The organism is Aureimonas populi (assembly GCF_017815515.1).
GTDB lineage: Bacteria > Pseudomonadota > Alphaproteobacteria > Rhizobiales > Rhizobiaceae > Aureimonas > Aureimonas populi.
The window spans coordinates 421,219-446,824 of sequence record NZ_CP072611.1 but is presented as its reverse complement, the minus strand read 5'-3'; the positions used below and the strand labels follow the sequence as shown (position 1 = coordinate 446,824).

Genomic DNA, 25,606 nt, shown 5'->3' with positions numbered 1-25,606 from the left:
GGCGGCGCGCCTCGCCGCCCCATGGTTGGGGAGGTCAGGAGGCGGTGCGCCCGGTCTCGGTTTCGATGGCTTGGGCCAGCGCCGGCGCGGCGTCCGAGACCGGCTGGACGAGCGGCGGGGACCGGGCATCCCATTCGAGCCCGTTTTCCAGCTCCTGCGCGAAGGTCGCCGAGCGCGTGACGAGGAAGTCCATCAGATGGTTGCGCAGCTCGTAATAGCCCGGCAGCCGGTGCAGCTCGCCGCGCAACCGCTCGCGCGGCAGCGTGTTCTTCACCACCTCCGCCACACGCGCGCCCGGCCCGTTGGTCATCAGCACGATCTTGTCGGCGAGGTAGATCGCCTCGTCGACATCGTGGGTGATCATCAGGACGGTCTGGTCCGAGGTCACGCAGATGCGCCGCACCTCGTCCTGCAACGTGCCGCGCGTCAGGGCGTCGAGCGCGGAGAAGGGCTCGTCCATCAGAAGTGTCTTGGGCTCCAGGCTCAGCGCGCGGGCGATGCCCACGCGCTGCTTCATGCCGCCCGAAAGCTCGGCGGGCCGGCGGTTCGCCGCAGCCCCAAGCCCCACCAGCTCGATGAAGCGCATGGCGTGCTCGCGCACCTTCGCGCGGCTCCATTTCGGATGTCGTGCCGAGACGGCGTAGGCGACATTGCCCAGAACGCTCATCCAGGGCAGCAGCGCGTGGCCCTGGAAGATGACGGCGCGGTCGAGCGAGGGACCGTCTATCTCCTTGCCGTCCACGATGACCACCCCGGCCGAGGGCGTGTCGAGCCCGGCGAGGATGTTGAGGACGGTGGTCTTGCCGCAGCCCGAATGGCCGATGATGCAGACGAACTCGCCCCGGTCGATGGAGAGCCAGAGATCCTCGAAGATCGTCAGCTCGCCCTCCCCCTTGCGGGGATAGCGCCTGGCGATGCCTTCGATGGAGATCAGTCTGTCGCCGGGCATGGGGGCTCCTGTCCGGTTGGCGTTCGGGCGCGCCTGGCGCGTCAGGGATAGGACGTTGCTCATCGCCGCCGCCTCATTCCGGGAAGGTGACGAGGCGCGCGGCGCCCGCCAGAAGCTGGTCGAGGATCATGCCGATCGTGCCGATGGCCAGGATCGCGACGATCACGTTGACGATGGAGAGGTTGTTCCACTCGTTCCACACGAAATAGCCTATGCCGGTGCCGCCCACGAGCATCTCGGCCGCGACGATCACCAGCCAGGCGATGCCGATGGAAATGCGCATGCCGGTGACGATGGTGGGCGCGGCCGCCGGCAGGATGACGGTGAAGGCGCGCTTCAAGGACGAGATTTCCAGCGTGCGCGCCACGTTCAGCCACTCCTTGCGCACATTCGCCACGCCGAAGGCCGTGTTCACCAGCATCGGCCAGATGGAGCAGATGAAGATGACGAAGATCGCCGAGGTGGCGGAATCCTGGATCGTGTAGAGCGCCAGCGGCATCCAGGCCAGCGGCGAGACCGGCTTCATGATCTGGATGAAGGGGTTGAGCGCCCTGGAGAGAAGCGGCGACATGCCGATCGCGAAGCCGAGCGGCACGGCGACGAGGAAGGCAAGCGAGAAGCCCAGGAGCACGCGCCCCAGCGAATAGGCGAGCTGGAGGCCGATGCCCTTGGAGTTCGGTCCCCGGTCGTAGAACGGATCGGACAGATGGCCGGTGAGCGTCTCGAACAGGTCGAGCGGCCCCGGCATGGCCGAGGCGCCTTCCGTCACCTGTGCGCCCATGAGAGCGGCATATTCGGGGTCGAGCCCCTCCACGCCCGTCCCACCGCCGCCGACGGCGAAGTGCCAGGCGAGAAGCAGGGCCGCCAGGATGGCGAGCGACAGCGCGCCCGCCTTCAGGTTCAGCGAGGCCGCCACGGCTCAGCTCCGGCGGATGGCGAAGGAGGAGAGGTAGCCTTCCGGGTCGGCCGGGTCGAAGGTCTTGCCCATCACCTCGAAGCTCCGGGAGTTTTCCGCCGGGGCCTCGAGCCCGGCCTCCTCCATCAGGCGCCGGGCGTCGGTGGCCAGATAGACCTCGCGGGCGATGCGCTGGTAGTCGATTTCGCCGGAAACCTGCCCCCAGCGCTTCATCTGCGTCATGATCCAGACCGCGAAGCTCTCCCACGGGAAGGAGGTGAAATCGATGCGGTGCGGGTCGCGCTGCACCTGGCCCAGCCCGTCGGCATAGGTACCGGTCAGCACCTGCTCCACCACCGTCGCCGGCTGGTTCAGATATTCGCTCGGCGCGATGGCGGCTGCGATCTCCGGGCGGTTGTCGAGGTTCGAGGCGTAGGCGCTGGCCTCCAGGATGGCCCGCAGGAGCGCGGCATAGGTGTTGGGCGCCTCGCGGGCGAAGGCGGCCTTGGCGGTGAAGGCGCAGCAGGGATGGCCGTCCCACATCTCCTTGGACAGCATGTGGATGAAGCCGACGCCGTCATAGACCGCGCGCTGGTTCATCGGGTCCGGGGCCAGGAAGCCGTCGATATTGTCGGCGCGCAGATTGGCGACCATCTCCGGCGGCGGCACGGCGCGGATCGAGACGTCCGCGTCCGGGTCGATGCCCGCCTCGGCCAGATAGTAGCGCAGGAGGTAGTTGTGCATCGAATAGTCGAAGGGCACGGCGAAGCGCATCCCGGCCCAGTCCTTCGGGTCGCGCCGGTCCTGATGCTTGAGCGCCAGAGTGATCGCCTGGCCGTTGACGTTCTGGATGGCGGGGATGGCCATCGGCACCGGACTGGAGCCCACGCCCATGGAGATGGCCAGCGGCATGGGCACCAGCATCTGCGCCGCGTCGTATTCGTCGTTCAGCGTCATGTCGCGGATCACGGCCCAGCCGGCGGTCTTCACCACGCTGACATTGAGTCCCTGCCGCTCGTAGAAGCCCATCGGGTGGGCCATGATGATCGGGGTGGAGCAGGTGATGGGGATGAAGCCGACATTCAGGTCGGTCTTCTCCAGCGGCCCGGTGCCCTGCGCCAGCACCTCCGAGATCATGCCCACGGGCAGGAACTGCGCCAGCGCGGCCGCCGCCGTCGAGGCGCCCACCGCCTTCAGGAAGGCGCGACGCGAGCGGTCCTGCGGGAAGAGCGCGCGCATCAGGCCGTTTTCCACCACCCGCGTGATGCGGGCCTCCTCCTGCGAGGCGACGGCGGTGGCCTCCAGGCGCAGGGCGCGTTCGTGCTCGCCCTGGCTCGCATGGCGCCCGCAGGAGCAGGCCGAAAGGCGCGTCGCGGCTTGGAAGGGATTGTCGAAGAGACCCATGGGTGCGGCCGTCCTGTTCAAGGGTGGGACTATCCACCCATCAGCAAGCGGCGTGCCAACTCGCCACGAACCGGGCCGGGGCCGGCGGGGCGGGGCTCGCGTCAAACACCCTCCCGCCCCTCTGGCGCAGATCACGAGATTTCGTTTCGTAAAATCACGACTTTCCGTTATTTCCCGGCAGATGAACGCCCTGCCTCCCCTCGCGCCTCCCTCGCTGGCCATCCTTGCCGTCGATCCCGCCGCCGACCGCGTGGTGGGCGCCAACGGTGCCGCCGAGGGCCTGCTCGGGCTGGCGGAAGGCAGCCTTGCGGGCCGCCGCTTCTCGGCTCTGCATCCCGGCCAGCTTCCCGCCCTGATCGTGTTCTCCGAAGCGGTGCTGTCGCTCGGGCGCTACTGGACGCGCGGCCTGACCCCGCGCCATTCGGGCGAGGTCGACCTCAAGGTCGAGTATCGGGGCGACCGGATCGAGGCGCCCGACGGGCGGGCGCTCCTGCTTATCACCCTCATCGACCTGGCCGAGCAGGAGCGGCACGCGACCGATACGGCGGCCAACCGGTTCCAGACCTCGGGCATCGCGGAGTGGCAGCGCGTCGATCGCATCTTCCGCGACATCGAGCGGGAGAACCAGCTCATCCTGCGGGCCGCCGGCGAAGGCATCTACGGCGTCAACGCCGATGGCAAGACCACCTTTCTCAACCCCGCCGGCGAGAAGCTGCTGGGCTGGCGCGCCGAGGAGCTGGTGGGGCACGACATGCACGAGAACGTCCACCACCATCACGCGGACGGGCGCCGCTACCCCAACGAGGCCTGCCCCATCTACGCGGCCTTCCGCGACGGCGCGGTGCACACGGTCGACGACGAGGTGTTCTGGCGCAAGGACGGCACGTGCTTTCCGGTGGAATACACCTCCACGCCCATCCGCGAGCGCGGCGAGGTGGTGGGGGCCGTCATCGTCTTCCGCGACGTGACCCAGCGCCGCCGCGCCGAGGAGGAGCTGCGCCGCGCGCTGGCCGAGAACGACGCGCTGCGCGAGCGGCTGGAGCGCGAGAATGCCTATCTCCAGGAGGAGATGCGCCTGGAGTTTCGCGACCACGGCATCGTGGGCAAGAGCCCGGCGGTGGAGACGATCCGCCAGCGCATCCGCCTCGTCGCGCCCTCCGACGCCGCCGTTCTCGTCACCGGCGAATCGGGCACGGGCAAGGAGCTCGTCGCCCGCGCCATCCATGAGGCGAGCGGGCGGGGGGACCGGCCGCTCATCCGCGTCAACTGCGCGGCGGTGCCGCGCGAGCTGTTCGAGTCGGAGTTCTTCGGCCACGCCAGGGGCGCGTTCACCGGGGCGCTGCGCGACCGCATCGGCCGGTTCGAGCTGGCGGATGGGGGAACGCTGTTCCTGGACGAGGTGGGCGAGATCCCGCTCGAGCTTCAGTCCAAGCTCCTGCGCATTCTGCAGGAAGGCCAGTTCGAGCGCGTGGGGGAGGAGCGCACGCGCCATGCCGACGTGCGGATCGTGGCCGCCACCAACCAGGATCTGGAACGGGACGTGGCGTCGGGCCGCTTCCGCTCCGACCTCTATTTCCGGCTGAACGTCTTTCCGATCCACTCCGCGCCCTTGCGCGAGCGCCGGGAGGACATCCCCCTTCTGGTGCGCCATTTCCTCGACAGGCCCGGCCGCAAGGGCGCCTCGGCGGCGCTTCAGGTGCGCTCGGGCGACATGGAGCGGCTGATGGCCTATCACTGGCCCGGCAATGTCCGCGAGCTCCAGAACGTCCTGGAACGGGCCGTGATCCTGGCGCGGGAGGGGGTGCTGACGATCGACATGCCCGACCAGACCCCTCCCGGCGCGCCTCCCGTTCCCTCCGCGGCGCCGCCGCGCCCCGCGCGCCTCCGCACCGAATCCGACCGGCGGGCGGCCGAGCGGCGGGATATCGAGTCCGCCCTCTGCGCCTCGGCCGGCAAGGTCTCCGGCCCCGGCGGGGCCGCGGAGCTGCTCGGCCTTCCTCCCACGACCCTCGCCTCGCGCATCCGCACCTTCGGCATCAAGCCCTGGACGTTCCGGGGCTGAGGGGCCAGCTGCGGCCGAAAGGATTGCCCGCGCGTCGAGGCGGGGCACTTATCGCTGCGGCGAGGGACGGCCCTGCGGGTCTTTTCCGCCGCCGCTGCGTCACGGACGATGAAAAATTCCTCGCAGGCGCTCCGCCGCCGAATTCTCAAACGGTCTCTCAGGTCGGAACGGCCACGCCCACATCGTGGGGCGGATGGGCGAGAATCCGCATGTCCAGCCCGTAGACGGCGCGCAGCGATTGCGGCGTCATGAACCGGCCGACACTCTCGTCCACGGCCAGCCTGCCGCCCCGAAGGGCCACGATCCGGTCGCAGAAGCGCGCGGCCATGTTGACGTCGTGAAGCACGATCACCACGCAACGCCCGCCCTCGCGGCTCAGGCTGCGCACCAGCGTCAGCACCTCGATCTGGTGGGCGATGTCGAGCGCGGAGGTGGGCTCGTCGAGCAGGAGGCATTGCGCATCCTGCGCCACGAGCATGGCCAGCCAGACGCGCTGGCGCTCGCCGCCCGAAAGCGTGTCGAGGTCGCGCTCGGCCAGCGCGCTCGTGCCGGTCCTCTCCATCGCCGCGCGCACGCGCTCCCCGTCCTCGGTGCCGAAGCGGCCGAACGGGCCGTGCCAGGGGTAGCGGCCGAACGCCACCACCTCGCGCGCCGAGAGCCCGGTGCCGGTGGCCGGGTGTTGCGGCAGATAGGCGATGCGGCGCGCCAGATCGCGCGAGGCCCAGCGTTCCAGCGGCTTGCCCTGATAGCGCAGCTCGCCGCCCGTGGGCGTGAGCTGGCGCGCCAGAAGCTTGACCAGCGTGGACTTGCCCGAGCCGTTCTGGCCCACCAGCCCGATCACCTCGCCGCCCGCCAGCTCGACGGAAAGAGGATGCAGGATGGGGGTGCCGGCGATCTCGTAGCCGACATTCTGAAGCGCGAAGCCTTGCGCGCAGGCACTCATGCCGTTCGCCTTTGCAGGAGCCAGAGGAGGATGGGTGCGCCGACCAGCGAGGCGACGAGCCCGGTGGGGAGCTGGAAGGGAAAGGCGACCGAGCGCGCCAGCCAGTCGGCCGCAACGAGGATCGCGGCGCCCGCCAGCGCGCTTCCCAGGAGCGAGGGCACCGCATGGCGCACGCCCGCGAGCCGCACGAGATGGGGCGCCAGAAGGCCCACGAAGGTGATCGGCCCGACGATGACGGTGGCCGCCGCCGTGGCGGTGGCCGCCAGGAGGATGAGGATCGCGCGCGCCGCGCCCAGGGGCACGCCGAGGCTGGCGGCGCCCTGCGCCCCCAGCGGCAGAAGGTCGAGCCACCGCGTGAGGCAAAGGGCAAGGGTGATGGCGAGGGCGGCGAGGACGAGCGAGAGGATCGCGCCCGAGGGCTGCACGGACTGAACCGCCCCCGTCATCCAGGCCAGCAGCAGGAAGGCGCGCGGATCGCCCGCGGCCGAGACGACGCCGATCAACGCGTCGAGGAGCGCCGAGAGGGCGATGCCGGCCAGAAGCAGGCGCTCGGGCTGGAAGCCGGTGCGGCGCGCCAGAAGCAGCATCAGGACGAGGACGAGCGCCGAACCGCCGAGCGCGGCCAGCGTCGCGCCGCCGGTGGAGACCGAGCCGACGGTGAACAGTGCGATCGCCATCGCGAAGGTCGCGCCGGCGCTGATGCCGAGGATCTCCGGGCTTGCCATCTCGTTGCCGGTCAGGCGCTGGAGCAGGAAACCGGCGGTGGCCAGAAGGACGCCGGCCCCGGCCACGGCCGACAGGCGCGGCCAGCGCCAGGGCAGGATGTCCGGCATTTCGGAAAGCGTGAGAACATGCCAGCCGCCGCCCGGCGCACGGCCGACGAACAGGCCGAGAAGCACGAGGGCGGCAAGCCCGGCCGTTAGAACGAGGGGCAGCCGCCCTGCCAGCCCCGGGCCCTTGCTCCACAGAGCCCGGCCGGGCGGGATGGCAGAGCGGGCGCGCAGTTGCGTGCGCACGCGCGGCAGCAGCCACAGCAGGATGGGCGAGCCCAGGAGGGCGGTGACGGCGCCCGTGGGCAGGAAGTCGGCCGCCGCGCCCGCCAGGAGCTGCACCGCGAGATCGGTGACGAGCAGCACGAGCGCGCCGATGGCGGTGGCGAAGAAGAGCCGGGCGCGGAAGGAGCGCGCGCCCGCCAGTTGCGCCAGGATGGGGGCGACGAGCCCCACGAAGCCGATGACGCCGACGGCGCTGGCGGTGAAGGCCGCCAGCAGCACCGCCAGCGCGAGCGCGCAAAGGCGCAGGGCAGCCAGCGGCAGGCCGAGCGAACGGGCGGTCTCCTCCCCCAGATCGAGCAGCGACAGCGGCCGCACGAGAAGGAGCGCGAAGGGGGCCAGAAGCGCGAGGCGCAGCGACAGGTCGATGGTGGGCTGCCAGCTCTGCTGGCTGAGCGAGCCCGAGCCCCAGATGAAGAGGCTGGCGAGGTAGCGGCTCTCCACCAGGGTCAGCGCGGCGGCCAGCGCCCCGCAATAGAGGCTGACGAGGAGGCCGGAGAGGATCACGGCCACGGGGGAGAAGTCCTGCCGGCGGCTGAGCGCGAAGACGAGGCTGGCGGCAAGGCCCGAGCCGGCCAGCGCCACGAGGTCGCGCCCCCAGCCAAACAGGGCGGGAAGGAACACGGTGGCGATCGCCAGCGCAAGGCGCGCGCCCGCGTCGATGCCGAGGGTCGTGGGCGAGGCCAGCGGGTTGCGCAGTGCCTGCTGGAGAAGCGCGCCGGAGGCCGCCAGCGCGCCCCCGCACAGGATCGCCATCGCGAGCCGGGGCAGGGTGGAATAGACGAGCACCATGCGCTCGATGTCGTAGGCGTCGGCGGGGCGGGCGAGGAGCGGCAGCGCCGGGCCGAGAAGCAGTCCGCCGAGGAGAAGCGCGGCGAGGCCGAGCAGGATGGTGAGCCACGCGGCGCCGCGCGAGCGCCCCGAAAAGGGGCGGCCGGGTGCGAGGGTCATGCCGCCTGGCCTTCGAGCGTTTCGACGAGGAGCCCGGCCAGACGCCGCGCCGCCGGAACGCCCCCGAAGGAGAGGACGGGAGGCAGGACGGGGATCGGCCCCCGGTCGCGGCGCAGCGGCAGCGAGCGCCAGAGCGGGCTCGCCTCCAGCACCACCCGGACATCGGGCGGCAGGTGGTCTGCGATGGCGAGCGCCTCGCCCGCCTCGGCGAGGCGCTCTATGCCCACGCTGGCAAAGCCCCACACATTCGCGCCGCCCTGCCATGCGTTGCGAAGGCCGAGACGGTCCAGAACGTCCTGGTGAAGGCCGGGGCGGGCGTAGACGCGCACATGGCGCGGGTCGAGGAAGGACATGAGCAGCAGCGGGCGCTCGCGGAACGGCGCGGCGCGGGCGGCGCATTCGGCGAAGACGGCCTCCGTCTCCTCCAGATAGAGCCGCGCCTCCCGCTCGCGCCCGACAAGGGCGCCGATCCGCGTCATCGCCTCCATGGCCTTGGGCAGCGGCGAGCCGCCTTCCGAGAAGAGGGAGAAGCGCTCCACGGGCGCGATGCGGCCGACCTGCGGCTCCGACATGGCCGTGTAGTCGGTGGTGAGCACGAGGTCGGGCTCAAGCGCGGCGAGAAGCTCCAGATTGGGCGAGACGCTGGCGCCCAGATCCACCGTCTCGGCCGGAAGCGGGGGCTCCACGACCCAGAGGTTCCAGTCGCGCGCATCCGTGATGCCGACCGGCGTCACGCCAAGGGCGATCAGCGTCTGCGCGAGCGCATAGTCGAGCGAGGCGACCCGCAGGCCGCGCGCGCGCGCCGGAACCGCGCCGCCGAACGCCAGCGGCGTGCCGGCCAGCATCCCGAGGAAGCTGCGCCGCTTCATGGCCGCTGCGGGACCGGTTCGTATGGGGAGAGGGGCACGGTCACGCGGGACTCGGGAGGCTTTGGGAACGAAGGGCAGATACACCCGATCGCTAATATCATGATCCATAAAGTCAAGTTTATATCGGACGAGAGGGCCGGGCCGGGGAAAACGGAGCCGACCGTTGCGCGCGGGTGACGCCGCCGGGGCGATGTCTGTGGCGAAGCGGCAACGGCCCGTTAAGATGCGCGCGGCTCGCGGCTTAGAGCGATTTTAAGCCGATCGCCAAGTGGTTGAACCGGAATGGAAATCTGCGCCGATCCAGGGTTTTCGGCGGGGGCCGGCTATTGTTGACTATCAAACTCGCCTTTTCGTAGATCGCCGCCATCATCCGCTGCAGGAACCCTTTGCATGTCCCCCACCTCGCTCTCGCTGGCCGTTCTGCGGCACGGCCTTCTGTGCTGCTCGTGCCTGGGCCTTCTCGCCCCTGTCGCCGCCAGCGCCCAGGGCGTGGTCGAACTCGAGACCGTGGTCGTAGAGGGGGACGGGACGGCGGCGTCCTCCGCCGGCACGGGCGCCGGCGGCGGCCTGACGAGCCAGGGCTATGTGGCCCGCTCCACCACCACGGGAACCAAGACGGACACCGACATCCGCAAGGTGCCGCAGTCCGTGGGAACGGTATCGCGCGAGGAGCTGGAGGACCGCAACGTCCAGTCGCTGGTGGAGGCGGCGCGCTACACGGCGGGCGTGCGCGCCGGGCAGTTCGGCTTCGATTCGCGCTTCGACACCTTGTTCGTGCGCGGCTTCAATGTGGGCGACAGCGGCTTCTACCGCGACGGGCTGCGCAGCCTCGGCGGCTCGTTCTCGGTCTTCCGGCACGAGCCCTACACGTTGCAGGGCGTCACCATCCTGAAGGGCCCCAGCTCCGTGCTCTACGGGGCCGGCTCGCCGGGCGGCCTCGTGAACGTCATCTCCAAGCGCCCGACGGAGGCGCCCTTCCGCGAGGTCGAGGCGCAGGTCGGCTCCTACGACCGCTTCCAGACCAATTTCGATGCCTCCGGCCCGCTGGCCGGCAACGACAACGTCCTCTACCGCCTGACCGGCCTCTGGCGCTCGGCCGACACCCAGTTCGTCGCCGCCCGCGACGACCGGATCTCCATCGCCCCCGCGCTCACCCTGCGCTCGGACGATCGCAACACGCAGCTCACCCTCCTGGGCGAGTTCACCGACCTGACCTCGGCCGGCGCTGTGGGCTGGTACACCACGCCGCAGGCGCGCATCAGCCCCTACGAACATGGCGACCCGGCCTATCGCGATCTCGACGGCCAGCAATGGCGGATCGGCTACGAGTTCGAGCACCGCTTCGACGAGGCGCTGACCTTCCGCCAGAACCTGCGCTACCAGAATGTCGAGACCGACATGAAGTGGGTCAGCATCCTTGGCATCGCGCCCGACGGCCTGACCGCCTCGCGCTATAGCGGGCGCATCCTGGACGAGGCGAGCGGCGTTTCCGTCGACAACCAGCTCCAGGGGAATTTCGAGACGGGCGCGATCGCCCATACGCTGCTGGGCGGGCTCGACTATTCCTATGTGGACACCGACTACGGCTTCGCCTCGGGCCTGGCGCCGGACCTCGACCTCGTCAGCCTCAACTACGGCCGGCAGCCGGTGACGCCCGTGGGCTCGGTTCCCGTGCAGCGGAACCAGAAGCAGGACCAGATCGGCCTCTACCTCCAGAGCCAGAGCGAGTACGACCGCTTCGTCCTCACGCTGGGCGGGCGCTACGACTGGCTGGGCACCGAGACGGTCAACTTCGACACCCCCTCGCTGAGCCGCGACCACGACGACGAGCAGTTCACCGGCCGCATCGGGCTCGCCTATCTCTTCGACAACGGCATCTCGCCCTATGCGAGCTACTCCACCTCCTTCGCTCCGACGCTGGGCGCCTCCTTCGACGGCACGCCCTACGATCCCACCGAGGGCAGGCAGGAGGAGATCGGCGTGCGCTACATGCCCGACGACCTCAACCTCTCCGTGGGCGCGGCGCTCTTCCGCATCCGCCAGACCAACGTGCTGACGCCCGACCCCCTCAACCCGCTGTTCCAGGTGCAGCTCGGGGAGGTCGAATCGAAGGGCTTCGAGCTTCAGGCGACGGCCGGCGTGACGGATGCGTTCAAGCTGACGGCGGCCTACACCTATCTCGACATGGAGATCGTCGCGGGCGAGGATGCGGGCAATGTCCCGGCCGGCACGCCTGAGCACCAGTTCTCGCTGTGGGGCGATTACGACGTGTTGAGCGGGCCGGCGCAGGGCCTTGGCCTTGGCCTCGGCGCCCGCTTCATCGGAACGAACTGGGCGGACAACGCCAACACCTACCGCAACGAATCGCGGGTGCTGATCGACGCGGCCGTCTCCTACGACTTCAGCCATATCGATCCGAAGCTTCAGGGCGTCAGCGCGCAGATCAACGCGAAGAACATCTTCGACGACCGCAAGCCCCTCTGCAACGGCGGCTATTGCTACCAGGAGGAAGGCCGCAACGTCATCGGCTCGCTGCGCTACCGGTTCTAGAACCGGGCCTTCCCGGCCGGCGGGGGGGCCTTGCCAGCGCGGCGCGGCCTCACGACAATGGCGCCGTCAGGAAGAGGAATCGTCCAATGCCGGGAGCCGCCGGGCTTGCAAGAATGATCGAGGCGGGGCGCGGTGAGGCCCCGGCCGATCTGGTGATCCGCGACGTGCGCCTCCTCGACGTCGTCACCGGCGCCGTGACGGCCTGCGACATCGCGGTCGTCGGCGAGCGGATCGTGGGCACGCTGGATCGCTACGAGGGGCGCACGGTGGTCGAGGGGCGCGGCCGCTTCGCCGTGCCGGGCTTCATCGACACCCATCTCCATATCGAATCCTCGCTGCTCACCCCCTTCGAGTTCGACCGCTGCGTCCTGCCGCACGGCGTCACCACCGCCCTTTGCGATCCGCACGAGATCGCCAACGTGCTGGGGGCCGAGGGGCTGCGCTATTTCCTCGACTGCGCGCGGCACACGGCGATGGACGTGCGCGTGAACCTCTCCTCCTGCGTGCCGGCCACGCCCTTCGAGACGTCGGGCGCGGCGCTGGAGGTGGAGGACCTCCTGCCGTTCCGCACCCATCCCAAGGCGCTGGGCCTTGCCGAGGTGATGAATTTTCCCGGCGTCATCGCGCGCGATCCCGGCCTCCTCGCCAAGCTGGCGGCCTTCCAGGACGGGCATATAGACGGGCACGCGCCGCTCCTGTCGGGGCGCGACCTCAACGCCTATCTGGCGGCCGGCATCCGCACCGATCACGAGACGACGAGTGCGGGCGAGGCACGCGAGAAGCTGGCCAAGGGCATGGCGATCCTGATCCGCGAAGGGTCCGTCTCCAAGGATCTCGACGCGCTGGCCGAGGTGCTGGACGAGAACACGTCGAGCTTCATGGCGCTGTGCACCGACGACCGCAACCCGCTGGACACGGCCGAGGAGGGCCATCTCGACTCCTCCATCCGCCGGCTCGTCGCGAAGGGCTGCCCCCTCCATCACGTCTACCGGGCGGCGAGCCATTCGGCGGCGCGCATCTTCGGCCTGAAGGATCGCGGCCTGCTGGCGCCCGGCTGGCGGGCCGACATCGCGCTTCTGGACGACCTTGAGGCGTGCCGCGTGTCGGACGTGGTGGCGGGCGGGCGGCTGGTGACGCCCGGGCTCTTCGCCGCGCGCGGCACCGTGGAGCCCGTCGGCCTCGCCTCGGTCCGCTCGCGCCGGATGGAGCCGGCCGATTTCCACGCCGCGCCCAAGGCCGGCCGGAACGAGACGCCGGTGATCGGTGTCCGGCACGGGCTGATCCTCACCTTCCGCGAAAGCGCGGTGCTGGAGGTGGGGGAGACCGGGCTGCTGCCCGACCTGTCCGCCGACGTCATCAAGCTGACGGTGGTCGAGCGGCACGGGCGCAACGGCAATATCGCCACGAGCTTCGTCACGGGCTTCGGCCTCCAGCGCGGGGCCATCGCCTCCTCGGTCGGGCACGACAGCCACAACATCACCGTGGTGGGCGTCGACGATGCGGACATGGCCCTGGCCGTGAACCGGCTGATCGAGCTGCAAGGCGGTTTCGTGGTGGTGGAAGAGGGCCGCGTGAGCGCCGAGCTCGCGCTCCCGCTCGCGGGCCTGATGAGCCTTCGCCCCTACGAGGAGGTCACGGCCAGCCTGCGCGCGCTGCGCGAGGCCGCCTCGGCGCTCGGCTGCACCCTGCAGGAACCCTTCCTCCAGATCGGCTTCCTCACCCTGCCCGTGATCCCGCATCTCAAGATGACCGATCGGGGCCTCTTCGACGTGGACAAGTTCGACTACGTCTGACCGCTGCGGCGGGAGCGCGCGCGGGTCCGGGGGCGAGGAACGCGGCGGGCGATCCTGTTCGCCGGAAACCCGCGTCCCGCCCTGTGCCCGCTCACCAGAGCGCGTGGAAATGGTGGAGCGGGCCGTGTCCCCGGCCGACGTCGAGGCGGTCGCCCGCCGAAAGCGCCTGGTGGACGTAGGTCTTCGCCTCTCGCACCGCCTCCTCCACCGTCCGCGAGGGGAGGCGCGCGGCTATGGCGGCCGAGAGGGTGCAGCCGGTGCCGTGATCGTTGCGGGTTGCCAGGCGCGGCGCGGTGAGCTCCAGCGTCTCGCCCGCGCCGAGGAGAAGGTCGGTGCTCTGCGCGCAGTCCGGCAGGTGCCCGCCCTTCAGGAGCACCCATTCCGGCCCGAGTTCGGCGAGCGCCCCGATCCGGCGCCGCATCTCCTGAAGCGTCCAGTGCGGATCGATGCCGAGGAGAACCCCGGCCTCCGGCAGGTTCGGCGTGATGACCGTGGAAAGGGGCACGAGGCGCTCGCGGATCGCGGCGACGGCCTCCGGGCGCAGGAGGTGGTCGCCGCTCTTGGCGACCATCACCGGGTCGAGCACGATGTTGGCGGCGCCGTGATGGCGCAGGCACTCGGCGATGGCCTCGGCGATCGGGGCGGTCGCGACCATGCCGATCTTCACCGCGTCCACGCGCACGTCCTCGAAGACCGCGTCGATCTGCTGCGCCACGAAATCGGGATCGAGCGCGACGAAGCCGCGCACGCCTTGCGTGTTCTGCGCCACGACCGCGGTGACGGCGGCCATGGCATAGGCGCCGAGCGCGCAGAAGGTCTTGATGTCGGCCTGGATGCCCGCGCCCCCGGTCGGGTCCGTGCCGGCGATGGAGAGGATGTTGGGGATCATCGCGCCGTCTCCCGCGCGAGGCGCTCGCGCCGCTCCCGCGTCACCGCGATCCATTCGCGGGTTCGCGCTTGCGGGTCGGCGTTCAGCGCGATGTCGGTGACGACGCAGGCGATGTCCGCCCCGTGCGCGAAGACGCCCGGCGCGCGGGCCGGGTTGAGCCCGCCAATGGCCACCAGCGGCATGTCGCCGATGCGCTTCTTCCACTCGGCGATCCGCTCCAGCCCCTGCGGTGCCCATGGCATCGTCTTCAGGATGGTGGGCCAGATCGGGCCGAGCGCGACATAGTCCGGCCCGGCCGCAAGGGCGGTTTCCAGCTCCTCCTCGTCATGGGTGGAGAGGCCGAGCCTGAGCCCCGCCCGCTCGATCGCGCTGCGATCGGCGCTCGCCAGGTCCTCCTGCCCCAGATGCACGAAGCGGCATCCTTCCTCGATGGCGAGGCGCCAGTGGTCGTTGATCACGAGGGTGCAGCCATGCGCCTCGCAGATGTCCCGCGCCCTTCGGATTTCGCCGCGCAGGCGCGCCTCGTTCTCGTCCTTGATGCGCAACTGGACGAGCCGGACGCCCAGCGGCACGAGGCGGGCCGCCTGGTCGGCGCTGTCCACGATGAGATAGAAGGGGTCGAGCGTCACGAGAACACCGCCTTTCCGATGAGGGGCGTGGACGGGACGGCCATGTCGCGTGGCTCCAGGAGGCCGGCGGAAAAGCCCGCCCGCCCGGCCTCGACCGCATCGGCGAAGGCGCGCGCCATCGAGACGGGGTCGGCGGCGGCGGCCACCGCCGTGTTCAGGAGAACGGCGTCGAAGCCCAGCTCCATCACGGCGGCGGCGTGGGAGGGCCGGCCGATCCCGGCGTCGACGATGAGGGGCACGTCCGGGAAGTGGGCGCGCATGGCGCGCAGCGCCGCCGGGTCCGTGGGGCCGGCGGCCGAGCCGATGGGCGCGCACCAGGGCATCAGAACGCGGCAGCCGGCCTCCACCAGCTTCTCGGCCACCACGAGGTCGCCCGTCGTGTAGGGAAACACCTCGAAGCCCTCCTGCGTCAGGATGCGGGCGGCTTCCACCAGCGCGAACACGTCCGGCTGGAGCGTGCCGTGATGGCCGATGACCTCTAGCTTCACCCAGTTCGTCGAAAAGACCTCGCGCGCCATCCGCGCGGTCAGCACCGCTTCGGAAACGCCGTGGCATCCGGCCGTGTTGGGCAGGATGCGCACGCCCGGCGAGGCGATGCTCTCCAGGAAGGTGCCGCCGGTCGCTCCCCCGGCGCTCTCGCGCCGAAGCGACACGGTGACGACCTGCGCGCGGGAGGCCTCGATCGCCCTGGCGAGGATGGCGGGCGAGGGGTAGCGCGCCGTTCCCAGGAGCAGGCGCGAGCGCAGCGGGACACCGTAGAGGCTCAGCATGTCAGCCGCCCTCCATCGGCGAGAGGATCTCGATCCGGTCCCCGTCCCGCAGCATTTCGCGCGCGCGGTCCGGCTTGTGGACGATCCGGCCGTTCACGGCGGTCGCCAGCCAGGGGCCCTCGTAACCCAGCGCCGAGAGCAGCGCGGCAAGGTCCGCGCTGTCGACCCGGTGCTCCTCTCCGTTCACGATCAGCGTTCTCATGAAGCTCTCCCCGTCAGACATTCCACCGCCTGCCGCGCCAGGGCGGGCGCGAGCAGGAAGCCGTGGCGGTAGAAGCCGTTGATGTGGATGGTGCGGTCCTGCCGCGTCACGCGCGGAAGATTGTCGTCATAGGCCGGGCGCACGCCCGCGCCGGTCTCGCACACGCGCGCCTCGCCGAAGGCGGGGTGCAGCGCATAGGCCGTGTTCAGAAGCTCCATCAGGGAGCGGGCCGAGACCGGGCCGGCATCGTTCGCCTCGATCATCGTCGCGCCGACCATGAAGCGGCCTTGCCCGCGCGGCACGACATAGATCGGGTGACGCGGGTGGAGCAGCCGCACGGGGCGCGCGAAGGCGATCTCCGGCGTTTCCAGATACAGCATCTCGCCGCGCACGCCGCGCAGTCCGGGGCGCGCGGGGATGGCGGCCGCGCCGGTGCAGTCGATCACCGCGTCGAAGCCTCCCGCATCGCCCTCGTCCGGCGTGCCGAACCGCAGGCGCGCGCCCTCCCGCTCCAGCCGCGCCCGAAGGCCGGCCAGCGCGGCGCGGGGGTCGAGATGGGCCTCCTGGCGGAAGAACAGCCCCTTGCCGAACCGCCCGGCCAGGGCTGGTTCGAGCGCGGCGATCCCGTCCGCGTCGAGCCATTCGTGGCCGCTCGTGCGGGCGGCGAAGCGCGTCAGCTCGGCCGCATCGCGCGGCGGGGCGAGGACGAGCGTTCCCGCGCGGCCGACGAGGCCGGGCAGCGCCTCCTCCCACCAGTCGGCGGCGCGAAGGCCGAGGCGCGTCACCGCCTCGGGCGCGGATTCGCCCTCGCAGAAGGGCGCGAGCATCCCGCCCGCGAGGCCCGAGGCGCCGGCCCCCGGCGAGGCCGCGCGCTCGCGCAGCTCCACCGCGAGGCCGTGGCGGCAAAGCTCGCGGGCGGCCGCGAGCCCCGCCACGCCCGCGCCCCGCACCAGGACGCGCCCCGTCATCGCGCTGCCTTTGCCTCGACCGGCATGTAGAGATCGCCGTTCTCGCGATACTGGCTGGCCATCTCGGCCATGCCCTCGCGCGCCTTCGCCTCGGCGCGGATGTCGTGGCTGATCTTCATGGAGCAGAATCTGGGGCCGCACATGGAGCAGAAATGCGCCACCTTGTGCGCCTCCTTCGGCAGCGTCCGGTCGTGGAAGCCGCGCGCCGTCCCGGGGTCGAGGGAGAGGTTGAACTGGTCCTCCCAGCGGAACTCGAAGCGGGCCCGGCTGAGCGCGTCGTCGCGGATGCGGGCCGCCGGATGGCCCTTGGCGAGGTCGGCGGCGTGGGCGGCGATCTTGTAGGTGATCACCCCCGTCTTCACGTCGTCGCGGTCGGGCAGGCCCAGATGCTCCTTGGGCGTGACGTAGCAGAGCATGGCCGTGCCGAACCAGCCGATCATGGCGGCGCCGATGCCGCTGGTGATGTGGTCGTAGCCCGGCGCGATGTCGGTGGTCAGCGGCCCGAGCGTGTAGAAGGGGGCCTCGCCGCAGACCTCCAGCTGCTTGTCCATGTTCTCGCGGATCTTGTGCATCGGCACATGGCCGGGGCCCTCGATCATCACCTGGCAGTCGCGGTTCCAGGCGATCCTCGTCAGCTCCCCCAGCGTCTCCAGCTCGGCGAACTGCGCCGCGTCGTTGGCGTCGGCGATGGAGCCCGGCCGCAGCCCGTCGCCCAGCGAGAAGGTGACGTCATAGGCGCGGGCAATGTCGCAGATCTCCTCGAAATGCTCGTAGAGGAAGCTCTCGCGGTGGTGGTGCAGGCACCATTTGGCCATGATCGACCCGCCCCGGCTGACGATGCCGGTGACGCGGTCGATGGTGAGCGGGATGTAGGCGAGGCGTACGCCGGCGTGGATGGTGAAATAGTCCACGCCCTGCTCGGCCTGTTCGATCAAAGTGTCGCGGAAGATCTCCCAGCTCAGCGCCTCGGCCACGCCGCCCACCTTTTCCAGCGCCTGGTAGATCGGCACGGTGCCGATGGGCACGGGCGAATTGCGGACGATCCATTCGCGGATATTGTGGATGTTGCGGCCCGTGGAGAGGTCCATCACCGTGTCGGCGCCCCAGCGGATGGCCCACACCATCTTCTCCACCTCCTCGGCCATGGAGGAGGTGACGGCGGAATTGCCGATATTGGCGTTGATCTTCACCAGGAAGTTGCGGCCAATGATCATCGGCTCGATCTCGGGATGGTTGATATTGGCCGGAATGACGGCGCGGCCGCGCGCCACCTCCTCGCGCACGAATTCGGGCGTGACGGCGTCGGGGATCGAAGCGCCGAAGCTCTCGCCGTCCCCCGCCTCGCACGCGGCCTGCCGGCCGAGATTCTCGCGAATGGCGACGAACTCCATCTCCGGCGTGACGATGCCGGCCCGCGCATAGGCGAGCTGCGTGACGGCCCGGCCGCCCCGGGCGCGAAAGGGGCGCGGGAGGGCGGGGAAGGGGGGCGTCAGTCGGTCGGGCGCCACGAAGCCGTTGTCGGCGGGCGTGACGAGGCGCCCCTCATAGGCCTCCACGTCGCCGCGCCCCTCGATCCAGGGCCGGCGAAGGGGCGCAAGGCCGCGCTCGATGGCGATCCGGGCCGCCGGGTCGGTGTAGGGGCCGGAGGAATCGTAGAGGGTGACGGGCGGCTCGCCGGCGCTCGGATGAAGCGCGACCTGCCGGAACGGCACGCGCAGGCCCGGATGGATCGCCCCCTCCCGGAAGATCTTGGCGGATGCGGGCAGGGGGCCCGTCGAAACGGCCGGGCTCCCGGTTTCGAAAGGGGTCTTGCTTGGGTTCGACGTCATGGATCAAGGCTCCTCGCAGGCAGCGACGAGACCCAGCTCTGACGGAATGGGGAAAGAATGCGCGGCACGAACCACGCATGCGCGGCCGCCCGGCATTCGGCACCATCCCTACGCCAGTATGAACTGGATCAGGTTCAACGGGTCACTGCGCTGCCTTGCGGCCAGCAGTATCTCAGCCCCTTGTCGGGACCCCCCTGGTGAGGCCCACAGGATGCAGGGCGGGCGCGATGCTTGTCAACCGGAGCCGCCCCGGCGGGCGAAACGCCTGGAAAGCTCAACGCTTCGGCAAGTGACGCGGAAAGGGGCGGCGATCTGCCGCAACTACGGGCGACTCTTATCGGAAACATTGTTGACGATAGGAAACTTCAGGCGCAGGCTGCGTCCCTCATCCCCGGGACAGTGGAGCGCCCTCGATGGATCGTGCCGCCCATGCGCTGGAGGCCAGGAGCCTCAGTCGGGAGTTCAACGGCTTCTTCGCCGTGCGCGACGTCGACTTCCGGCTGCGACGCGGCAGCATGCATGCGGTGATCGGCCCGAACGGCGCGGGAAAGACCACGCTGTTCAACCTTCTCACCAAATATCTGGCGCCCTCGCACGGTTCGATCCTGCACGAGGGCGAGGACGTGACCCGGCTGGGCATGGCGGCCATGGCCAAGCGCGGCGTGGCGCGCTCGTTCCAGATCTCGGCTGTGTTCTCCGGGCTTTCGGTGCGCGAGAATGTGGAGCTGGCGCTCCTGCGCGGCCGGGGCCTCGGCTGGAGCCTTCTCGGCCGCATCTCCTCCCACCCGGCGCTGATCGACGAGGCCGACGCGCTGCTGCGCCGCTTCGGCCTTTCCGAGCAAGCCGATGCGCTGGCGGGAAACCTCTCCTACGGGCGCAAGCGGGTGCTGGAGCTGGCCACCACGCTGGCACTGGAGCCGAGCGTGCTGCTGCTCGACGAGCCCATGGCAGGGCTGGGGCGCGAGGACATCGAGCGCGTGACGGGCCTGATCCGCGAGATGGGCGAGGGGCGCACCGTGCTGCTCGTGGAGCACAACATGAAGGTGGTGGCCGAGCTGGCCGACACGATCACCGTGATGGTGCGCGGGCAGGTCCTGGCGGAGGGCACCTACGAGGCGGTGTCCTCACGGCCCGACGTCATGGCCGCCTATACGGGGGAAGCCCATGGCTGAGACATTGCGCGTTTCCGGGCTGGAGGCCTGGTACGGCGAATCCAAGGTCCTGCACGGCATGGAGTTTTGCGTCCGCGCCGGCGAGGTCGTCACCCTTCTGGGGCGCAACGGCGCGGGCAAGACGACGACGCTCAAATCCATCATGGGCCTGATGGACCGGCGCGCCGGCTCCATCCGCCTCGACGGCGCCGAGATCGTCGCCGCGCCCCCTTACGAGATCGCGCGCAAGGGCATTGCCTTCTGCCCGGAGGAGCGCGGCATCTTCTCCAGCCTCAGCGTGCGCGAGAACCTGATGCTGCCGCCAAGGGTCGCCGAGGGCGGCCTGCCGATCGAGCGCATCCTGGAGCTGTTCCCCAATCTGAAGGAGCGGCTGGACAGCCAGGGCACCAAGCTCTCGGGCGGCGAGCAGCAGATGCTGGCGCTGGGGCGCATCCTGCACACAGGCGCGCGCATCCTGCTCCTCGACGAACCGACCGAGGGGCTGGCGCCGGTCATCATCCAGGAGATCGGGCGCACCATCGCGGAGCTCAAGGCGCTCGGCTTCACCATCCTCCTGGTGGAGCAGAATGTCGGCTTCGCCTCGGCCCTGGCCGACCGGCACTACGTCGTCGAGCTGGGCCGCGTGGTGGACGAGATCCCCGGCTCGGAGCTGGAGAGCCGGCTCGGCACCATCAAGAGCTATCTGGGTCTCTGACGGAAAACCAAAGGACAGGCCGCATGACCACCATCCTCGGAGTTCCCTCGGCCGTGCTCTTCGGGCAGCTCCTGCTCGGGCTGATCAACGGTGCGTTCTACGCCATGATGAGCCTCGGGCTGGCCGTCATCTTCGGCATGCTGAACATCGTGAACTTCGCCCACGGCGCGCAGTACATGATGGGCGCCATGGTCGCCTGGGCCCTGCTCCACTTCCTCGGCATCGGCTACTGGCAGGCGCTCGTTCTCGCCCCGCTTCTCGTGGGCGCGACGGGGCTCCTGATGGAGCGCTTCCTCCTGCGCCGGCTCTACAAGCTGGACCATCTCTACGGAATGCTGCTGACCTTCGGCTTCGCGCTGATCGCGCAAGGGGTGGCCAGCAATCTGTTCGGCTCCTCCGGGCAGCCCTACGCCATCCCCCCGCAGCTTTCGGGCGGTACCAATCTGGGCTTCATGTTCCTGCCCAACTACCGGGCCTGGGTCATCCTGGTCTCGCTCGCCGTGTGCCTTGCCACCTGGTACGTCATCGAGCGCACCAAGCTTGGCTCCTATCTGCGCGCGGCCACCGAGAACCCGATGCTGGTGCAGGCCTTCGGCATCCGCGTGCCGCGCATGATCATGCTGACCTACGGGGCCGGCGTGGCGCTCGCGGCGCTGGCGGGCGTGCTGGCCGCGCCGATCTACCAGGTCACGCCCACCATGGGGGTGGACCTCATCATCGTCGTCTTCGCGGTGGTGGTGATCGGGGGCATGGGGTCCATCATGGGCTCCATCGTCACCGGCTTCCTCGTCGGCATCGTGGAGGGGCTGACCAAGGCCTATTATCCCGAGCTGTCGAGCACGGTGGTCTTCCTCGTCATGGCGGCGGTGCTGCTTCTGCGGCCCGCCGGCCTCTTCGGCTCCAAGCCCGAGGCCGCCCGGCCCCACCAGGGCGTGCCGGAAGCGGCGGAGCTGAAGGTGCGCACGCAGACCTGGCTCTTCCTCGCCATGGCCGCCTGCCTCGCGGTGGCGCCGCTCCTCGTCTATCCGGGCTTCATGATGAAGGCGATGCTCTTCGCCCTCTTCGCCTGCGCCTTCAACCTCATCGCCGGATACGGGCGCCTCGTCTCCTTCGGCCACGCCATGTTCCTGGGAACGGCGGGCTATGTCTGCGGCCACGCGGCCAAGGTGTGGGGCCTCTCGCCGGAGCTGGCGATCCTGGCCGGCACGGGCGCGGCCGCGCTCCTGGGGGCGGCGTCCGGCTGGCTCGCCATCCGCCGCAGCGGCATCTACTTCGCCATGGTCACGCTGGCCTTCGCGCAGATGATCTACTTCGTGGCCCTCCAGGCGCGCTTCACCGGCGGCGAGGACGGGCTCCAGGGCGTGCCGCGCGGCCATCTCCTGGGCCTCGTGGACCTGTCCGTCCCAGCCAATCTCTACGCCTTCGTGCTCGTCGTCTTCCTCGGCGGCTTCTACCTGATCATGCGGCTCGTCGGCTCGCCCTTCGGGCGCATCCTCAAGGCCATCGGCGACCATGAGCCGCGGGCCCAGTCGCTCGGCCTCGATACGGAGCGCTACAAGCTGGCGGCCTTCACCATCTCGGCGGCGCTGGCCGGGCTTGCCGGCTCCACCAAGGCCATCGTCAACCAGATCGCGACCCTCACCGACGTGCACTGGGCGATGTCGGGCGAGGTGCTGCTGATGACCTTCCTCGGCGGGGTGGGCACGCTGTTCGGCCCCGTGGTCGGCGCCTTCGTCGTCATCGCCATGCAGAACTATCTGGCGGCGCTCGGCCAGTGGGTCACGGTCATCCACGGCCTCATCTTCGTCCTGTGCGTCGTCGCCTTCCGGCGCGGCATCGTGGGCGAGCTGACGGCGCTGGCCCAGCGCCGGCCCCACCGCACCGCGCCTGCTCCTGCCTCTGCTCCTGCCCCTGCCGCGCGCGAGGTTCCGGGCGAGTGAGCTTGCCCGGTCCGGCCATGAGAGCCGGAAGCGTTTCCGCCTGCCGTGCAACCCGAAGGCCGCTCGCCGAGCGCCCCTTTCATGAGGAGACCTGAAATGGCCATAACAGCGTCCACCCTGCGCGGGCTCGCAGCCGCGCTTCTCATCGGCGCCACGCCCGCCCTCGCGCAGGTCAGCGACGATGTCGTGAAGGTCGGCGTGCTGACCGACATGTCGGGCCAGTGGGCCGACATGAACGGGCCCGGCTCGCTGCTCGCCGCCGAGATGGCGGCGGCCGATTTCGGCGGCACGGTGCTGGACAAGCCCATCGTCATCGTCGGCGCCGACCACCAGCACAAGGCCGATGTGGGCGTGGGCATCGCGCGCCGCTGGATCGAGAACGAGCAGGTCGACGCCATCGCCGACGTCACCAACAGCGCGATCGCGCTGGCGGTCCAGCAGATGACGCGGGACACCAACCGCATCGCCCTCTTCTCCTCGCCCGGCACCACGGAGCTCACCGGCGCGCAATGCTCGCCCACCGGCTTCCAGTGGGTCTACGACAATTATTCCAACGCCATCGGCCCGGTGAAGGCGCTGATCGAGCGGGGCGACGACACGTTCTTCATCGTCACGGCCGACTTCGCCTTCGGCCATTCGCTGGAGGAGATCGCGACCAAGGCCATCGAGGAGGGCGGGGGGCAGGTGCTCGGCACCATCCGCCATCCCTTCGGCGCCAACGACCTGTCGGCCTTCCTCCTGCCCGCGCAGGCTTCCGGCGCCAAGGTCGTGATGCTGGCCACCGCCGGGCGCGACATGACGACGGCGATCAAGCAGGCCAACGAGTTCGGCGTCACGGCCAGCGGGCAGGTCGTCACCGCCCCGGTGATGTTCATCTCCGACGTCCATTCGCTGGGGCTGGAGACGGCGCAGGGCATCTCCTTCATCGAGGGCTTCTACTGGGACAGGGACGAGGAGACGCGGGCCTTCGCCCAGCGCTTCTTCGAGGTGCGCGGGGCCATGCCCACGGCGCTCCAGGCCGGCGTCTACTCGGCCGTCGCGCATTATCTGAAGGCCATCGAGGCGGCGGGCACGGACGAGGCGGGCGCGGTGGCCGCCAAGATGCGCGAATTGCCGGTGGAGGACTTCTTCGCCCACAACGGACGCGTGCGCGAGGACGGGCGCATGGTGCACGACATGATGCTCGTGCAGGTGAAGGAGCCTTCCGAATCGACGGCGCCGTGGGATTATTACAATGTGCTGGCGACCGTTCCGGGCGAGGAGGCGTTCCTGCCTCTCGACCAGAGCGAGTGCCCGCTCGTGCAGTAATCGCGTCTCGCGGGCGGTGCCGACCCCGCCCCGCCCGCGAACGCCCCGTGCCGGAGACCAGATGACCGAGACGAAGAAGAAGGCCCGCCCGGCCAGGGACGCCGGGGCGCTCGCCCTTTCCGCGCCCCCGGAACCGGCCGGTTTCCCGCCGCAGGGCGGGCAGGAGGGGGAGGACAGCGCCGTCGATCTCGGCCAGAGGCTGAAGCGCATGAGGCTGGAGAAGAGCTGGACGCTGGAGGAGGTGAGCCGGCGCACCGGGGTGGCCCGCTCCACCCTCTCCAAGATCGAGAACGGCCAGATGTCGCCCACCTACGACGTGCTCCAGCGCATCACGCGCGGCACCGGGCTGGACATCGTGGAGCTGTTCGACACGCAGCGCCAGAGTACGCCCTTCGGCCGCCGCTCCGTCACGGCCAACCGCGAGGGCAAGTTCCACCCCACCGACGCCTATCGCTACGAGGTGCTGGCGACCGACCTGTCGCAGAAGCGGATGCTGCCCTTCAAGGCCCATGTGCGGGCCCGCAGCCTGGACGACTTCTCCGGCTGGGTGCGCCACCAGGGGGAGGAGTTCCTGTGCGTGCTGTCCGGCCGCATCGAGGTCTTCACCGAATTCTACTCGCCCGTCGTCCTGGAGGAGGGCGACAGCATCTATTTCGACAGCACGATGGGCCATGCGCTCGTCTCGCTGAGCGAGGAGGATGCGCAGGTCCTGTGGATCTGCACCGGCATCAACGCACTGGAATGAGAACGATGACGCAAAGCGCACCGCGCCACTACACCGCCGAGGAGGTCGAGGCCGGCCTTGCCTATCCCCGCCTGATCCGGGCCCTGGGCGAGACCTTCGCCAAGGGCGGAGAGCCCATGCCGGTGCGCACCGGCTACGAGGTGGGCACCGAGGCCGCGCCCGGCCGGCTCCTGACCATGCCGGCCTGGGAGCGGGGACGCGCGCTCGGCGTGAAGCTCGTCTCCGTCTTTCCGCGCAACACCGAAAGCGGGCTCGGGGCGGTCTCCTCGCTCTATGTCCTTCTCGACGGGCGGACCGGCCGGCCGCGCGCCCTGATCGACGGGGAGGCGCTGACGAACCGGCGCACAGCCGCCGCCTCGGCGCTCGCCTCGCTGCATCTCTCGCGGCCGGACAGCCGCACGCTGCTCGTGGTGGGCACCGGCCATGTCGCCGCACAGCTTCCGGCCGCGCATCGCGCGGTGCGGCCCATCGAGCGCGTCCTCCTGTGGGGCCGCAACCCGGACCGCGTCCTGCCGCTGGCGCGCGACCTGGAGGCGCAGGGCTTCGACGTGGCTCCGGTGAGCGATCTTTCGCGCGCTGTCGGCGAGGCCGACATCGTGAGCTGCGCAACGACCTCGACGGAGCCGCTGGTCCGGGGCGCGGACCTGCGGCCCGGCACCCATCTCGACCTCATCGGCGCCTTCACGCCCGCCATGCGCGAGAGCGACGATGCGGCGGTGACGGGTGCGCGCGTCTTCGTCGATACCTATGAGGGGGCGCTCGCGGAAGCCGGCGACCTCCTGCAACCCATCGCCGCCGGCGTCTGGCAGGCCGGGAAGGTGGTGGCCGACCTGCACGAGCTGGCCAGCGGCAAGAAGAGCGGGCGGCTGGGGCAGGCGGAGATCACCCTCTTCAAATCCGTGGGCGCTGCCATCGAGGACCTGACCGCCGCGCAGCTCCTGGCGGATGGCGAGCGGCCCGAATTGCGGCTCGCGGCCGTGCGGGGCTGAAGG

General features: G+C 70.1%; 21 protein-coding genes, 1 pseudogene and 1 riboswitch. Of the genes and pseudogenes, 10 read left to right on the top strand and 12 right to left on the bottom strand.

Annotation, left to right across the window (positions count from 1 at the left end; translation table 11 throughout):
• Positions 1-34 precede the first annotated feature (34 nt).
• From J7654_RS02005 to J7654_RS01995, 3 genes are all read right to left on the bottom strand, one after another.
• Positions 35-949 (bottom strand): ABC transporter ATP-binding protein, encoded by a 915-nt coding sequence (locus J7654_RS02005; RefSeq protein ID WP_209737759.1) that lies wholly within the window; start codon positions 947-949, stop codon positions 35-37.
• Positions 950-1,022: 73 nt separating this feature from the next.
• Complete coding sequence (gene ntrB / locus J7654_RS02000) at positions 1,023-1,865, bottom strand: nitrate ABC transporter permease (protein WP_209737757.1); 843 nt, start codon at positions 1,863-1,865, stop codon at positions 1,023-1,025.
• 3 nt (positions 1,866-1,868) lie between these two features.
• Positions 1,869-3,248 carry a CmpA/NrtA family ABC transporter substrate-binding protein gene (locus J7654_RS01995; RefSeq protein WP_209737755.1) on the bottom strand — a complete coding sequence of 460 codons (1,380 nt, stop codon included), beginning with the start codon at positions 3,246-3,248 and terminating at the stop codon, positions 1,869-1,871.
• A 181-nt stretch (positions 3,249-3,429) separates the two neighbouring features.
• Here J7654_RS01995 and J7654_RS01990 point away from each other — a divergent pair, with 181 nt between their 5' ends.
• Positions 3,430-5,310 carry a sigma 54-interacting transcriptional regulator gene (locus J7654_RS01990; RefSeq protein WP_209737753.1) on the top strand — a complete coding sequence of 627 codons (1,881 nt, stop codon included), beginning with the start codon at positions 3,430-3,432 and terminating at the stop codon, positions 5,308-5,310.
• 157 nt (positions 5,311-5,467) lie between these two features.
• Here the strand turns inward: J7654_RS01990 and J7654_RS01985 are convergent, their stop codons facing one another.
• Genes J7654_RS01985 through J7654_RS01975 form a run of 3 tightly spaced genes read right to left on the bottom strand, consistent with a single transcriptional unit; the run spans position 5,468 to position 9,125 of the window.
• Positions 5,468-6,253 (bottom strand): ABC transporter ATP-binding protein, encoded by a 786-nt coding sequence (locus J7654_RS01985; protein ID WP_209737751.1) that lies wholly within the window; start codon positions 6,251-6,253, stop codon positions 5,468-5,470.
• Complete coding sequence (gene fhuB / locus J7654_RS01980) at positions 6,250-8,256, bottom strand: Fe(3+)-hydroxamate ABC transporter permease FhuB (protein WP_209737750.1); 2,007 nt, start codon at positions 8,254-8,256, stop codon at positions 6,250-6,252. The genes J7654_RS01985 and fhuB overlap by 4 nt, the downstream gene beginning before the upstream one ends.
• Positions 8,253-9,125: an ABC transporter substrate-binding protein gene (locus J7654_RS01975; RefSeq protein WP_209737748.1), complete on the bottom strand. Its 873-nt coding sequence runs from the start codon at positions 9,123-9,125 to the stop codon at positions 8,253-8,255. Before J7654_RS01975 ends, fhuB begins: the two co-directional genes overlap by 4 nt.
• A 390-nt stretch (positions 9,126-9,515) precedes the next feature.
• On the opposite strand from J7654_RS01975, the gene J7654_RS01970 reads away from it, so the two are divergent.
• Positions 9,516-11,675, top strand: a complete 2,160-nt coding sequence (locus J7654_RS01970) for a TonB-dependent siderophore receptor (RefSeq protein WP_209737746.1) — start codon at positions 9,516-9,518, stop codon at positions 11,673-11,675.
• Positions 11,676-11,761: 86 nt separating this feature from the next.
• The gene (gene ade, locus J7654_RS01965; RefSeq protein ID WP_209737744.1) at positions 11,762-13,468 is read left to right on the top strand and encodes an adenine deaminase; all 1,707 of its coding nucleotides are present in this window, start codon (positions 11,762-11,764) and stop codon (positions 13,466-13,468) included.
• 91 nt (positions 13,469-13,559) lie between these two features.
• Here the strand turns inward: ade and thiD are convergent, their stop codons facing one another.
• From thiD to thiC, 6 genes are read right to left on the bottom strand one after another with little or no spacing between them, the layout of a single operon-like run.
• Positions 13,560-14,357 (bottom strand): bifunctional hydroxymethylpyrimidine kinase/phosphomethylpyrimidine kinase, encoded by a 798-nt coding sequence (gene thiD / locus J7654_RS01960; protein ID WP_209737742.1) that lies wholly within the window; start codon positions 14,355-14,357, stop codon positions 13,560-13,562.
• Complete coding sequence (locus J7654_RS01955) at positions 14,354-14,986, bottom strand: thiamine phosphate synthase (protein WP_209737741.1); 633 nt, start codon at positions 14,984-14,986, stop codon at positions 14,354-14,356. Before J7654_RS01955 ends, thiD begins: the two co-directional genes overlap by 4 nt.
• Positions 14,983-15,756, bottom strand: coding sequence for a thiazole synthase (locus J7654_RS01950; protein WP_209737739.1), 774 nt, complete (start codon positions 15,754-15,756; stop codon positions 14,983-14,985). Before J7654_RS01950 ends, J7654_RS01955 begins: the two co-directional genes overlap by 4 nt.
• Position 15,757: 1 nt before the next feature.
• The gene (gene thiS / locus J7654_RS01945) at positions 15,758-15,958 is read right to left on the bottom strand and encodes a sulfur carrier protein ThiS (protein ID WP_209737736.1); all 201 of its coding nucleotides are present in this window, start codon (positions 15,956-15,958) and stop codon (positions 15,758-15,760) included.
• Positions 15,955-16,926, bottom strand: a complete 972-nt coding sequence (gene thiO / locus J7654_RS01940) for a glycine oxidase ThiO (RefSeq protein ID WP_209737734.1) — start codon at positions 16,924-16,926, stop codon at positions 15,955-15,957. Before thiO ends, thiS begins: the two co-directional genes overlap by 4 nt.
• Positions 16,923-18,755 (bottom strand): phosphomethylpyrimidine synthase ThiC, encoded by a 1,833-nt coding sequence (gene thiC, locus J7654_RS01935; protein ID WP_209737732.1) that lies wholly within the window; start codon positions 18,753-18,755, stop codon positions 16,923-16,925. Before thiC ends, thiO begins: the two co-directional genes overlap by 4 nt.
• A gap of 87 nt (positions 18,756-18,842) precedes the next feature.
• A riboswitch (TPP riboswitch) is annotated at positions 18,843-18,961 on the bottom strand.
• A 207-nt stretch (positions 18,962-19,168) separates the two neighbouring features.
• Here thiC and J7654_RS01930 point away from each other — a divergent pair.
• The 7 genes and pseudogenes from J7654_RS01930 to lhpI all read left to right on the top strand — a co-directional run bounded on the left by J7654_RS01930 (position 19,169) and on the right by lhpI (position 25,603).
• On the top strand, positions 19,169-19,927 hold the full coding sequence (locus tag J7654_RS01930; protein ID WP_209737730.1) for an ABC transporter ATP-binding protein: 759 nt from the start codon (positions 19,169-19,171) through the stop codon (positions 19,925-19,927).
• Positions 19,920-20,621 carry an ABC transporter ATP-binding protein gene (locus tag J7654_RS01925; protein WP_209737728.1) on the top strand — a complete coding sequence of 234 codons (702 nt, stop codon included), beginning with the start codon at positions 19,920-19,922 and terminating at the stop codon, positions 20,619-20,621. Before J7654_RS01930 ends, J7654_RS01925 begins: the two co-directional genes overlap by 8 nt.
• A 23-nt stretch (positions 20,622-20,644) precedes the next feature.
• Positions 20,645-21,520, top strand: a pseudogene (locus J7654_RS18450) (branched-chain amino acid ABC transporter permease); the annotation flags it as partial.
• An 87-nt stretch (positions 21,521-21,607) separates the two neighbouring features.
• Positions 21,608-22,561, top strand: a complete 954-nt coding sequence (locus J7654_RS18445) for a branched-chain amino acid ABC transporter permease (protein WP_342451461.1) — start codon at positions 21,608-21,610, stop codon at positions 22,559-22,561.
• A gap of 96 nt (positions 22,562-22,657) precedes the next feature.
• The gene (locus J7654_RS01915) at positions 22,658-23,869 is read left to right on the top strand and encodes an ABC transporter substrate-binding protein (protein WP_209737724.1); all 1,212 of its coding nucleotides are present in this window, start codon (positions 22,658-22,660) and stop codon (positions 23,867-23,869) included.
• Positions 23,870-23,930: 61 nt separating this feature from the next.
• Positions 23,931-24,614, top strand: a complete 684-nt coding sequence (locus tag J7654_RS01910) for a helix-turn-helix domain-containing protein (RefSeq protein WP_209737722.1) — start codon at positions 23,931-23,933, stop codon at positions 24,612-24,614.
• 5 nt (positions 24,615-24,619) lie between these two features.
• On the top strand, positions 24,620-25,603 hold the full coding sequence (gene lhpI / locus J7654_RS01905; protein WP_209737721.1) for a bifunctional Delta(1)-pyrroline-2-carboxylate/Delta(1)-piperideine-2-carboxylate reductase: 984 nt from the start codon (positions 24,620-24,622) through the stop codon (positions 25,601-25,603).
• Positions 25,604-25,606: the final 3 nt, after the last annotated feature.